Below are 13577 nucleotides of genomic sequence, written 5' to 3' on the forward strand. Positions count from 1 at the left end.
AAAGAAATGATGCGGTCCCGCCACTCAAAAAAACCTTGAAAAAACTTCAAAAAACAGGCAAAAATTGACAAAATAATATCAAAAATGTAAACTATATCTTCAATAAAGAAATTTTGAAGATAGAATAGCAAAACTCGAAAAAATATTAGCCCACCTCTTCGGTGGGCCCGCCGATGAGGCGGGGAGGCTTAGTGGAAATTTCCGCACTTGAACAATATGCAAAAAAGATAAGGCGCAGTATAATAAATATGCTTTTAGATGCCGAATCCGGCCACCCGGGAGGCAGCCTTTCAGCCGCAGATATAGTTACAGCTTTATATTTTAACGAGATGAATTTTGACCCGAAAAACCCGAAAGATCCCGGCAGGGATTTTTTTATTTTGTCAAAAGGCCACGCATGCCCTGCCTTATACGCTGTCCTGGCTGAGCTGGGCTGTGTAAAAAGCGAAGAGCTGTGCACCCTGCGCAGGCTCGGGAGCAGGTTGCAGGGGCATCCAGGGTCCGACAAGGATATAGCGGGTATTGAAGTTTCGACCGGGTCTCTTGGTTACGGGCTTTCAATAGGAGTAGGCACGGCTCTTGCTTCAAGGATAGAAAAAAGGCAAAACCGCACGTATGTGCTTATGGGCGACGGGGAACAGCAGGAAGGCTCGGTTTGGGAAGCAGCTATGGCTGCAGGACATTATAAGCTTGATAACCTTTGCGCTATAGTCGACAACAATAGGCTTCAGATAGACGGCAATACAAAGGATATTATGAACGTCGAGCCTTTAATTGATAAATATAAATCGTTCGGCTGGAGCACTATTGAAATTAACGGCCACGATTTTAAAGAAATCCTCGATGCTTTTAAAAAAGCGAAAGAAACCAGGCTTAAACCGAGCGTTATAATAGCAAGGACCGTAAAAGGCAAAGGTGTTTCTTTTATGGAAAATATTTGCGATTGGCACGGAAAAGCCCCTACGAAAGAATTGGCACAAAAGGCGCTTAAAGAACTGGAGTAACGGCAGAATTGAGTAGTGAGTCATGAGTTGTGAGTAACTGCATAGACCTTGACAAAGACTCAAGACCCAAGACTCAGAACTCAAGACTATTTTTTAGGAGTTATAATGGTTGAAATTTACGGAAAAAAGGCTACACGATACGGGTACAGCGAGGCGCTTGTTGAGTTAGGCGAGAGTAACCCCAAAGTCGTTGCCCTGGCAGCGGATACAGCCTGCTCGGTCATGGTGCATCTTTTTGCACAGAAATATCCGGAGCGGTTTATTCAACTCGGCATAGCAGAACAGAACATGATAGGTGTTTCTGCAGGCCTTGCAGTTGCAGGGCTTATCCCCTTTGCCACTACTTACGCGATGTTTTCTACAGGCCGTCCGTGGGAAAACATAAGAAACACAATATGTTATTCTAATCTTAATGTAAAGATCGGCGGTTCGCATTCCGGGATAACGGTCGGGCAGGACGGGGCTACGCACCAGGCTCTTGAAGATATAGCGATAATGAGGTGCATCCCAAGGATGACGGTCCTTGTCCCCTGCGATATGATACAGACAAAAAAGGCAACGATAGCGGCTTCGAAAATGTACGGCCCCTGTTATATCCGTTTCGGAAGGGAAACGGAGCCTATAATTACAAAAGAAGATACGCCGTTTGAAATAGGAAAAGCCCAGGTGCTAAAAGAAGGCAAAGACATTGTCATATTTGCCTGCGGTTATATGGTTTATGAATCGCTTATGGCTGCAGAGCTTCTTGAAAAAAGCGGAATATCGGCCAAGGTCATCAATATCCACACCATAAAACCATTAGATGATAAAGCAATATCTGCGGCTGCAAAAGAATGCGGCGCTGCAGTCAGCGTTGAAGAACACCAGGTTATCGGCGGGCTTGGCTCAGCTGTGGCAGAAGTCCTGGCAAAAAACTATCCTGTTCCAATGGAAATGATAGGCATAAACGATGTTTTCGGGAAATCAGGCATACCTCAAGACCTCATAAGATCGTACGGATTAAAAGACGTGGATATAGCTAAAGCCTGTGAAAAGGCAATAAAACGTAAGAGCCGCTGAAGCGACTCTTTGATTACGGTGATTAACTGCAAATGCAGATTACAGTGATTAAGAACCAAAATAAAGAAATAAAATCAAAAGAAAGCTATCCTTGCAGTTATTGACGTATCACTGGAATCGCAGTTATCTATCGCTGTAGTCAAAGTTAGCGAAGCTAACTTTAAATGATAAACCGTTTTGTCGTAATCGTTATTGACAGTTTAGGTATCGGTGCAATGCCTGATGCCGGCAAATTTAATGACCTGGGAGCCGATACTTTCGGGCATCTACTATCCAACACTAACTTATCTTTTCCAAACCTTGAAAAACTAGGGCTTTATAACCTTATATTTCCGCCGTCCGGTAAAAGAGTTTTGGGATCCTACGCAAAAATGATGTGCGCTTCGCCTGCGAAAGATTCGATTGCCGGGCATTGGGAACTTGCAGGCCTTATCCTTGATAAGCCGCTTATTACATATCCGAACGGATTCCCAAAACCACTGGTAGAAGAATTTGAAAGAAGGATAGGGTCAAAGACCATAGGCAACAGCGCAAGTTCCGGGACAGAGATAATAAAACGGCTGGGCGAGGAACATATAAGGACGCTGTGCCCGATAATTTATACTTCGGCCGACTCGGTTTTCCAGATAGCAGCGCATGAAGAAAAGTTTGGGTTGAATAAATTGTATAAGATTTGTTGTATAGCCAGAAAGATGCTTACCGGAAAGAATTCCGTAGGCAGGGTGATAGCGAGGCCTTTTACCGGTTTGCCGGGAAATTTCAGAAGGACTGAAAACAGGAAAGATTTAGCGCTTTCTCCTTTTAAACCTACTTTGCTTGATAAGATAAAAGGTTTTGGCGGCGAGGTTATAGCGGTAGGAAAGATTACGGACCTTTTTAACGGCGAGGGCATCACAAAGAGCGTACATACGGACAATAATATTGAAGGGATGAACACAGCTCTCGCTGAAGTTTCAAAGAGCCCGAAAAAAACTCCTTCGCTTATTTTTACAAATTTAGTGGATTTTGACATGCTCTGGGGGCACAGAAGGGATATTGCAGAATATGCCAGAGGCTTAAAATATTTTGATGATTTTCTGCCGAAATTACAAGATGCATTAAAAGATACGGACGTTCTTTGCATCACCGCTGACCACGGCTGCGACCCGGCGTATTTAAAGCATACTGACCATACAAGGGAATACGTGCCCCTTCTTTTATACGGCAAACAGATAAGAAATGGAATAAACTTAGGTATTCGAAATAGTTTTTCAGACCTTGCGCAGACTATTGCGGATATCTTTAATATCGGCAAGCTTGAAAACGGCAAAAGCATGAAAGCTGAGCTTGTTGGGAAACTCAACAATCTCTGATTACAGTGATTACAAAATAGATTACACAGATTAAATTTAATAGGAAAGACAGCATGATCAGCAAACTTAAAAAAAGCGAAAGGTTCATTAGAAGTAAAGTAAAAGAGATACCCCAGGTAGCCGTGATACTCGGTTCAGGCATGGGGAATGTTTTTAAAAACATAAATATAATAAAAGAATTTAATTACAGCGATATCCCTTATTTCCCAGTCACTTCGGTCAAAGGCCATAGCGGGAAACTCGTTTTCGGGGTTGCCGGCGGAAAGCCCGTGATGATAATGCAGGGGCGGGTACATTATTACGAAGGGCTTTCCATGCAGGAGATAACTTATCCGGTCCGCTTAATGAGCTTTTTGGGGACAAAATATCTGATACTTACAGCTTCCGTAGGCGCAATAAACAGCGGCTATGATACCGGGGACCTGGTCGTTTTAAAAGACCATATAAATTTGATGGGGGACAACCCGCTTAGAGGGGCGCATTTTGAAAACATGGGCGAGCGTTTTGTAGATATGTCGGATGCCTATAACCTGAATCTGCAAAAAATTGCACTTGATGCAGGAAAGAAAAACGGCATAAAGCTTCGTCGGGGAGTGTACATAGCTTTGTCTGGCCCTAGTTATGAGACGCCTTCGGAAATAAAAGCTTTTAAAAAGCTCGGTGCAGATGTGGCAGGGATGTCTGTGGTGCCTGAAACTATCGTTGCAAGGCAGATGGGCATAAAGGTGCTGGGTATTTGTAATGTCACAAATAAATTATCTTTCAGCAGAAACAGGAAAATATCACATAAAGACGTAATAAAAGCTGCGGGTTTGATAGAAAATAAATTGTTTAACCTTTTAAAAACTATAATAGAGAAAATAAATACATGAAAAACTGGATCTACAAATCACCATCGCCTGAGCTGGTCAATGAGATAGCGTCCGGCCTTAAGGTATCCCGGGCCTGTGCGGCTGTCCTTGTAAACAGGGGCTTTTCTTCGGTAAAAGAGGCGAACGAATTTTTGAACCCCGGCCTTGCAGGCCTTAAAAATCCGTTTTTACTGCCTGATATCGAGAAAGCCGTTGAAAGGATAAAAAGGGCGCTAGACAATAAAGAAAAAATACTTATTTACGGTGACCGCGACGTAGACGGTGTCACGTCGGTATGCATAATGCTAAGGACCTTAAGGTCGCTCGGCGCAGAGCCCCTCTGGTACGTGCCCTCGAAAGAAGGTTATGGCTTGAATACGGAAGTGCTAAATTCCTTTAATCTTCAGGGTGTTACTTTGATAATAACCGTAGATTGCGGGATAACTTCAAGAATAGAAACAGCGCATGCAAGCAAGTTGAATATGGACGTTATCGTAACCGACCATCATGAACCGTCCCCTGAATCGTTTCCCGAAGCTTATGCCGTAATAGACCCTAAGCTGAAGGGTTCAAAGTATCCTTTTACAGACCTTGCCGGATGCGCCGTAGCATTCAAGGTTTGCGAAGCGTTAATGCAGTCCTTCGGAAGATATTATAACCAACAGCTGGTCTTCTTAAATATCTCTACAAAAGAAAACAGCGCTGACCCTGAGGATGTCTTGAAGCTTGGCCTCATCAAATTCAGGAACACTTTAATAGAAGAAAAGCTTGAGTACGACCTTCTAAAAGAAAGCGTTACGGCAGGGATGCTTGATAAAATAATTGAGTTTATCGGCTCTAAAAAAGTTATCTTAAAAAATGCAGGCCTTGATATTAAAGTACTGGACCACTTCTCCAAGAAATTCGGCAAGAAGCTCAAGATAGATTCTTTCATCGACCTTGCCGGTTTCAAAGACGAGCCGGCAGGCATTTCTCAAGAGGAGACGGATGCAGAGCTTGCTTTTGAGAAGTACCTGGACCTTGAAAACAAAAAAGACCTTAGGATGGGCTTTTTTATAAAGGACAACCTTGATATGGTGTCTCTGGGCACTATAGCGGATATCATGCCTTTAACCGGAGAAAACAGGGCGTTTGTGAAAGAAGGGTTAAAACACTTAAAAGAAACCAGGAATTCCGGGATTTCCGTTCTTTTGGAAAGGTGTTCAAGGAACAGGGATGAGCTGACGGCTAAAGCCATCTCGTGGAATATTACGCCTATACTTAATGCAGCAGGAAGGCTCGGCAAAGCCGACCTTACGGCAAAGCTTCTTCTTAGCAAGGATATTTATGAGGCGCATGCCTTTCTTGACCAGATCTTTAAATTGAACGAACAAAGAAAAAAAGTACAGGCAAAGAACATCGAAGCTTTCTCGTCTCTTGTCGAGGAACAGTGCGATATAGAGAAAGATAAGATATTTGTAGTAACTGCAAGCGGCCTCGAACACGGGGTGACGGGCATTGTTGCTTCCCATATCGTAAGACAGTATTACAGGCCGGTCATACTATTTATCATCGAAGGCAGGGAAGCCGTAGGTGCTGTCAGGTCTATTGAGGGTGTTGATGTTATAAAGATACTTAACCGGCTGAGCGATATTTTGATAAAATATGGGGGGCATACAAAGGCGGCAGGGCTTACCATAGATGTTGATAAACTCGGCGAATTCAGGCAGCGTATCAAAAAAATAGCCCAGGAAGAAATAGACGACAGCCTGCTAGTGCCGAAAATAGAAATAGATGCCGAACTTGATGCTTCTGAAGTTGGCCTGAAATTAGTAAAAGAGATCAGCGAGCTTGAACCTTTTGGGAATGAAAACCCGCAGCCGGTTTTTTCTTTGAAAAAAATGCAGCTCGTTGAAACGAATATTATGGGAGTAAGCGGAGACCACGTAAAACTGAGCGTTAAGAAGAACGGCAGTTCAACTTTAAAGGTCCTAGGCTGGGGGCTCGGGAAACAAGAGTTCAAGGTGCAAAGCCTGTATGATATCGCAGTCTTATTGGAATTAGAAGTTTATAACGGCACAAAATCGCCGAGGCTTGTGATAGTAGACATCAAAGAAAGCGTTTAGCGGATAGCGTAGAGCGGATAGGACTTCAAAGCTTTTGACTTTTCTATACGCTAAACGCTATACGCTTTACGCTAGAAAATGGAGAAATTTATGGCTAAAAAAAATGAAAAGACAGAACCGGTAAAGGTAGCTATAATCGGCGGCAGCGGTACATACGAGATAGACGGCATCGAAAATCTAAAAGAAGTCAAGGTAAAAACTCCGTTCGGGGACCCATCGGACGCTATTGTAGTGGGCAGGCTTGAGGGAGTTATGTGCGCATTTTTGCCGCGCCATGCAAGAGTCCACAGGATATCTCCTTCGGAGCTTAATTCCAGAGCCAATATTTATGCATTAAAATCTCTAGGTGCCCAGCAGATAATCTCTGTCTCTGCGGTCGGTTCACTTAAAGAAGAGATCAAACCCAGGGATTTTGTAATACCTGATCAGCTGTTCGACAGGACAAAAGCAAGGCCGTGCACATTTTTCGGCGACGGTATAGTGGCTCATGTCGGTTTTGCCAACCCTTTTTGCAATGATATAAGAGCGATTATACATAAAGGTGTGGAAGATATGGGTATAAAAAGCCATTTCGGCGGCACGTATGTCTGTATCGAAGGCCCGCAGTTCTCCACAAAAGCCGAATCAGAGGTGAACAGGAAACTGGGTTTTAGCATAGTCGGAATGACGGCGATACCCGAGGCAAAATTAGCAAGAGAAGCAGAAATTTGTTATACTACAGTTGCGCTTGTCACTGATTATGATGTCTGGAAAGAAGGGGAAGAAGTAAGCGTAGAAGCTGTTATCGAAACATTGAAAGCAAATACCGCAAACGTCAAGAAGCTGATAAAAAATATCGTACCAGTCCTTGCAGGCTATCCGGGAAACTGCGCGTGCAGGAATGCCCTGCAGTTCGCGATAATGACAAAGATAGACAAACGAAATAAAAAGACGTATGAGAAGCTAAAACTGCTCATAGGCAAATATGTATAAAATGATAGACAACAGACTACAGACCAGAGACGACAGACTAAACCCAAATCTTTAATAGCCTTTAGTCTGTAGTCTGATGTCTCAAGTCTGTAGTCTGATTTACGGAGGTTTTATAATGAGTATCCTCGTAGTTGGTTCTATCGCTCTTGATTCTGTCCAGACGCCTTTTGGGAAAGTAAAAGATGCGCTGGGCGGTTCTGCGACGTATTTTTCCGTTTCAGCTTCCTATTTTACAAAAGTCAACCTTGTGGCTGTTGTAGGCAGGGATTTTCCCGAGAGGCATGTCGGGCTTCTAAAAAAGCACAGGATAGACGTAAAGGGTCTGCAGAAAGTGGAAGGAAAAACCTTCAGGTGGGCCGGGCATTATATGAAAGACCTAAACCAGGCAGAGACAACGAAAACGGAACTAAATGTGTTTTCAAATTTCAAGCCGCAGATACCGGAAGAATATATGGACAGCAAATATGTCTTTCTTGCCAACATCGACCCGGAACTTCAGCTTGAAGTATTAAAACAGGTCAAAAAACCGAAACTTGTGGCCTGCGACACTATGAATTTCTGGATATCAAGCAAACCCGATGCGTTGAAGAAGCTTTTTAAGCATATAGATTTCGTGGTAATAAACGAAGCAGAAGTCAAACAGCTTGCCAAAGACAAGAACCTTATTACAGCCGCAAAAAAGATCCTGGCTTTGGGCCCGAAAGCGCTTGTCATAAAAAGAGGAGAGTACGGCTCGATGTTTTTTGAAAAAAGCGGCGTATTCTGCGCTCCGGCCCTTCCTTTAGAAAAAGTAAGCGACCCGACAGGAGCAGGAGACACTTTCGCAGGCGGGTTCATGGGGTATCTTGCCAAATGCAATAAATTGGATTCTAATAATTTCCGGAAAGCCATTGTTTACGGAAGCGTGATGGCGTCTTTTAACGTAGAGGGCTTCAGCCTGAGTAATCTGGATAAACTGACCTGGCCTAGGATCCAGAACAGGTTCAAGCAGTTTGAAAAGCTGACAAGTTTCAGGTAAAAAGCAAATCCGAATTTCGAAATCCGAAAAAATATTCAATAACAAAAACGGCAAACGACAAAAGAATATAATTTAAGCATGTGAGTTGATGTTCTTGGAATTTAGATATTTGATATTGTAGTTTTTTTCGGATTTCGAGATTGTCTTTTCGAAATTACCTCATTTGAGATTGTTGTTTCGAATAAAATATATGAATATAAAAAGCTTCATCACATTGATTTTAATAGCGTTGTCTATTCTGCCCGCTCTCTTTGCTGAGCATAAAGTTGTCAAGGTCTCTGGCGACAACCAATGGGGTATGAGGGGTTATCCTCTTAAAAATGATTTTGTAGTAAAGGTTTTGACCCTGAAAAATGAGCCTTTGGCAGATACGCTTGTATCCTTTGTAATAGTCAAACAGCCCGAATCTAATTCCGTAAATAAACTAGAAAGTACCTTAAGCAGCCAGGCGGTTATTAGCGATAAGGACGGTTATGCCGGGACCAGGCTTAACCTCGGTTACCCCCAAACCGGAGAAATCATTGTGAGTGCCACAACAAATGATTCTATCGGTAACCCCGCTGTGTTTAATGCTACTTCTCATTCCAAATACTGGATCCTGTTGATGATATTGGGCAGTATCGGGGGGCTGGGTGTATTTCTTTTCGGAATGGCCTACCTGAACCTTTCTTTAAATAAGATTGCAGGCCAGAAGCTGCGCGAGATATTGATAACTTTGACAAAATCTCCGGTCAAGGGGGTCTTTACCGGATTTTTTGTGACGATGCTTAATCAGGCAAGCTCGGCAACAACGGTTTTAGAGATCACTCTTGTAAATGCCGGGCTTTTGACGTTCTATCAGGCTATGTCTATAACCATGGGAGCCGAGATAGGTTCAACAATAACTGCACAGCTCGTTGCGTTTAGAGTCTCTGATTATGCGATACTGATAGCAGGCCTGGGCTTTTTTATTTCCGTGCTAACGGATGATAAAAAGTGGAAAAGCATCGGCGAAAGTATCATAGGCATAGGGTTTCTTTTTATCGGCATAAAGATCATGTCGGATCTTTTCAGCCCTCTAAAAACTTATGAGCCGTTCGTTGATTTTATGAAAAATCTTGATAACCCTTTCTATGCGATATTGACAGGCCTAGGTATAACCTTAATAGTGCGTTCAAGCGGGGTAACTTCCGGGATAATCATTGCTTTTGCCCTGGCAAAAGTCTTGACCTTAAGCCAGGCTGTCCCCGTAATCCTTGGCGCCCAGATGGGGACTTGTTTTACAGGGATTATTGCATCGGTCGGGAGAAGTACGGAAGCTAAAAGAGTCGCGTTATGGCATACTATCCACCAGGTTTTAGGGGTAGTTTTTATAGTGCCTCTTTTGTTCGTATTTACTTTTGGGGGAGAGCCTTTATGGCTGTATTTTATTAAATGGTTTACGCTGAAATTTACCGGTACTAATGACGTTGCACGCCAGATCGCCATGTCACACACATTAACCGCGATACTTAATACGGCAATATGTTTTCCTCTTTTGCCGGCACTGTATAAGCTTTGCAACCTTATCCTGCCTTCAAAAGAAAAAGAAAAGCCCTTCGGCCCGGTATATATTGACGATGAGTTTTTAAGTACCCCTTCGCTCGCCCTGGAACAGGCGCGCAAGGAGATAGTACGGGAAGGCGAGATAGTTTTAACTATGATGAAGGAGTCTTTGAATATTTTTCAAACACAGGAATTGAAACTCACTGAATCCGTAGCCCTAAAAGAGATACATGCCGATATGCTCAGAAACGCTATTGTCCCGTATCTTACAAAACTCGGGCAGAGGGACCTTACCCAGGAACAATCCGAGCAGGAAACACGGTTGTTGTTCATAGCGGACGATTTAGAGTCCATCGGAGATATTGTCGATAAAAATATTATACCGCTTATAAGAAAAAAACTCAGCAATAACCTGTGGTTCTCGGATGAAGGCTGGAAAGATATCTTTGATTTTTATACTCTGGTGACAAAAAACATGGAACAGTCCGTGGCCGCCTTAAAGAACAATGACCTTGATATCGCCAAACTGATAATCGAAGAAAAAAATGATACGAACATCTATCAGTTCGAGCTTAGAAAACGCCATATAGCAAGGCTGCATTCCGGAGTGCAGGAATCGCTGGAGACTTCCGGTGTCCATCTGGACCTGATAGACCAGTTAAAAAGCATAAATTCGCATGTAACTTCAATCTGTTTTACGCTTGCCAGCGATATCTAACAGATAAGTCAATATAGAAATACAATTGACAATTAAACAAAATTTATATATATTTTCAATAATAATCCATTGGAAATTTTGCCGCTCAGGTTCTTGATCAAAAATAACGGCATGCAGCCCAAAAGGTTTGCTGGGTTTCTAACCGGGCAAAGAGAAAAATTTGAAAAATACGGCTTTATTCATTTTAGCCTTTTTGATCTGTAAGGGGACTGGTTTTGGAATCGATAAATTCTCAGATATTGACTCTATGTATTACTGGTTTTACTTAAGCCAGAACCAAGAAGGCCTTGTAATCTCTGAAAATAAAGATAATTTTACGGTAGAAGAAGAAGCGGCCGCAGCGCTGGTTTTTATAAAAAGAGGGCATTATCACAGAGCTGAGAAGATATTGGAATTTTTTCAAAAACTAAAGACAAAAAATTCAAAGTCCGGAGAATTTAAGGGGTTTTACAGGTATTATCAGGTAAACGGCGAACCTCTGTCAACCGAAATACTTACCGGCACGCAGTTGTGGCTGATATTAGCCGCAAATGAATATTCCCTTAGCACGGGCGATAAAAAGTTTTTGCCTATGGCAGAAAGCCTGGCAAAGATCATTTTGTCGATGGAAGGGCTTGAACACGGCATAGCCGCGGGTTATTGGGAAACTACGCCCTTGCTCTATTTCACGTCCAATGATAACCTTTTTGCCGTTTCAGTATTCCCTAAACTTTGGAAATTATCAGGTTCAAGCGAGTACCGTTTTGCTGCCTGGCGCACTAAGCAATTTTTAAGTAAGTTCCTGTGGAGCGATGAGAATAAGAATTTCAAAAGAAAAAGCTTTAAAAATGAGTTTGACATAACGGACAGTTTATGGACGACCCTGATCCTGGGTGATAAATATCAGGGCTGGACAAATTTTTCGACGCCTACGGATTTTTATAACCAGATACTTCTTTCTCTGGTTTATTCAACTGTCTTTGCAGAGAAAGAAAAAAGCCTTGACCTGTTAAGTAAGATCAAAGAAAGCCTGCTATGGTCCAAGAAACATCAGGGATCCGCGGGGCTTCCTGTGGTGCAGGGCGGCAATGAGATAGATATATTCGTCAGCGCCTGGTATCTTTTGGCTCTAAAAAAGTATAATCCGTTTTTTATTGACCCTGATTTCTGGAAAAACAAGGTAATGCTTCCTCCGAGCGAAAGACAGTTTAAGGGAGATAATTTTGAAGAAGGGCTTTTAAAAACGATGCTTACTTACCCGCCTGAACTTTTTGAAGAAACGGAATGCCGGATAAATTTAGATATCGAAAAAGAAGATGTTAAGTCCGGAGCCGGCGCTCTACGCATATATTTTGTCCCTTCTGAAAAGGCAAAAAACCCTTCAGCGGTCATAAACAGGGAATTCGTAGAATGGCAGGATTTTTCCACTTTTTCAATGTTAAAAGTATGGATTAAAGCATCTACCAATACGAAAATCTTTATTTATGACATAAAAATAAATATGGGGATGCTTGATTCTGACGGAGAATTCTGGGTGTCGCCAAACCTTTCTGTAACAGGAAGAAAAGGGTTCCTTAACAGCCTGTCATTCCCTAACGGATGGGCCCGGGACCCTAAAAGCCGCGGTAACGGTGTGTTCGACGTCCAAAGGATAAGCGCTATAAAGATAATGATAGCTCAAAACGGCGATATTCCCTGGAATATATATCTGGACGATTTAGGTTTTGAATAATGAACAAAAAATACGGGTATTTACTTTTTGTTTTGTTATTTTTATCGGGTAGTGCGTATACCGTTGAGTTTACAGGCACCAGGGCTGCCGGTATGGGCCAGTCTTTTATAGCTGTCAACGGCGATATAGGCGGTGTGTATCATAACCCGGGAAGCCTCGCCGGCTGCGATGTTTCTGAGATAGGCTTTAACATAGGGAGTTTATATAGGGACAACAAACTCGGTGCTATGACGGGAATGATATTTACCTGGCCGTATGCGGACCAGGACCCGAAACGGCTTGCAGTCCATTGGAACAATTCCGGAATGGGAGAACAAAGCGTACAGGAGACAGGGATCACCCTGGCAAAGAATTCTATTTTTTTAAAATATCCGTTCAGGTTCGGGGGTACACTTAAATGGCGTTCAGATACTTTAGTTGGAAAGCAGGGTGTAATGCTCGATGTTGGCGCTCAATCGGATGTAGTAAAGCAAAAGGTTACGGTCGGTATGGCGATAAATAATTTAGCGTCCCCTGACAAAGATATGGCAGAAACTTCTCTTGGCTGCGGGGTATTTTATAATTCAGTTTACGGTAAATTGACCAGCGATATTAAATGGCGGACTGACAGGTTCTTTATGTCTTTAGGCTTTGAAAACGACTTTTATGAAGGGCTAGTGGTTACTCGTTACGGGGTATTAAACGCTCCTGATTCGTATATAACGTGCGGGGTAAGCACTTATCTTTGGCCGCTCGGTTTTGACATAGCTTTTTCATTCCCTTACAACTCTACACCTGGTTCAGGGTATTTTCAGGCAGGGTTCAGGTACCGTTTCGGCGGGCCGCATTTTTCAGAGATTTATCTTGACAGGTCGATAGAAAAAGCAGCTTCTTTGAGGCATTCGATCAAGAACCTTGAAAAGAAGAAATCAAAATTGGACAAAGAAATAATACAGTTGGATGAATATAAAAAACACCCCGACGGTAATATCCTGGGTTTACCCGGTGTCAGCCAGGAAGCAAAGAAAAAGCTCATAGAAAAACCAAAAGATGCAAAAAAAGAAGAACAAAGGCCGTCTTATGAAAAGAAAGCCGTTACCTGGCCTCAGTACCACAAAGTAGTGCCCGGAGACACCTTGAGGTCTATAGCACAGAAATATTATGACGACCCGAATAAATGGCAGTTTATTTACAATGTAAATAAGGATAAAGTTGAAAGAGGTCAGCCCAGGCTTGGCGAAGAACTCATGATACCGAAGCCGTAAACAACATTGCAAAATTAAG

10 protein-coding genes are annotated in these 13577 nt (G+C 42.7%); all 10 read left to right on the top strand.

The window, feature by feature from the left end:
• The first annotated feature begins 173 nt into the window (after positions 1-173).
• The 10 genes from LHV68_08215 (at position 174) to LHV68_08260 (ending at position 13558) form a co-directional block, all read left to right on the top strand.
• Positions 174-1004 carry a transketolase gene (locus LHV68_08215; protein ID MCB4791857.1) on the top strand — a complete coding sequence of 277 codons (831 nt, stop codon included), beginning with the start codon at positions 174-176 and terminating at the stop codon, positions 1002-1004.
• Between the two features lie 105 nt (positions 1005-1109).
• Positions 1110-2063, top strand: a complete 954-nt coding sequence (locus tag LHV68_08220; GenBank protein ID MCB4791858.1) for a transketolase family protein — start codon at positions 1110-1112, stop codon at positions 2061-2063.
• A gap of 164 nt (positions 2064-2227) precedes the next feature.
• Complete coding sequence (locus LHV68_08225; protein MCB4791859.1) at positions 2228-3415, top strand: phosphopentomutase; 1188 nt, start codon at positions 2228-2230, stop codon at positions 3413-3415.
• Positions 3416-3468: 53 nt separating this feature from the next.
• A complete protein-coding gene (locus LHV68_08230; protein ID MCB4791860.1) occupies positions 3469-4287 on the top strand; it encodes a purine-nucleoside phosphorylase in 819 nt (272 codons plus the stop codon).
• Positions 4284-6371 (top strand): single-stranded-DNA-specific exonuclease RecJ, encoded by a 2088-nt coding sequence (recJ, locus tag LHV68_08235; protein ID MCB4791861.1) that lies wholly within the window; start codon positions 4284-4286, stop codon positions 6369-6371. The genes LHV68_08230 and recJ overlap by 4 nt, the downstream gene beginning before the upstream one ends.
• Positions 6372-6461: 90 nt before the next feature.
• Positions 6462-7343, top strand: coding sequence for an S-methyl-5'-thioadenosine phosphorylase (gene mtnP, locus LHV68_08240; GenBank protein MCB4791862.1), 882 nt, complete (start codon positions 6462-6464; stop codon positions 7341-7343).
• A 115-nt stretch (positions 7344-7458) separates the two neighbouring features.
• Positions 7459-8361 (top strand): PfkB family carbohydrate kinase, encoded by a 903-nt coding sequence (locus LHV68_08245; protein ID MCB4791863.1) that lies wholly within the window; start codon positions 7459-7461, stop codon positions 8359-8361.
• A 190-nt stretch (positions 8362-8551) separates the two neighbouring features.
• Positions 8552-10603, top strand: a complete 2052-nt coding sequence (locus LHV68_08250; GenBank protein MCB4791864.1) for a Na/Pi cotransporter family protein — start codon at positions 8552-8554, stop codon at positions 10601-10603.
• Positions 10604-10763: 160 nt separating this feature from the next.
• On the top strand, positions 10764-12314 hold the full coding sequence (locus LHV68_08255; GenBank protein ID MCB4791865.1) for a hypothetical protein: 1551 nt from the start codon (positions 10764-10766) through the stop codon (positions 12312-12314).
• Positions 12314-13558, top strand: coding sequence for a LysM peptidoglycan-binding domain-containing protein (locus LHV68_08260; protein MCB4791866.1), 1245 nt, complete (start codon positions 12314-12316; stop codon positions 13556-13558). The genes LHV68_08255 and LHV68_08260 overlap by 1 nt, the downstream gene beginning before the upstream one ends.
• The last annotated feature ends 19 nt before the right edge of the window (positions 13559-13577 follow it).

This window comes from Candidatus Liberimonas magnetica (assembly GCA_020523885.1).
Classification (GTDB): Bacteria; Elusimicrobiota; Endomicrobiia; order Endomicrobiales; family JAFGIL01; genus Liberimonas; species Liberimonas magnetica.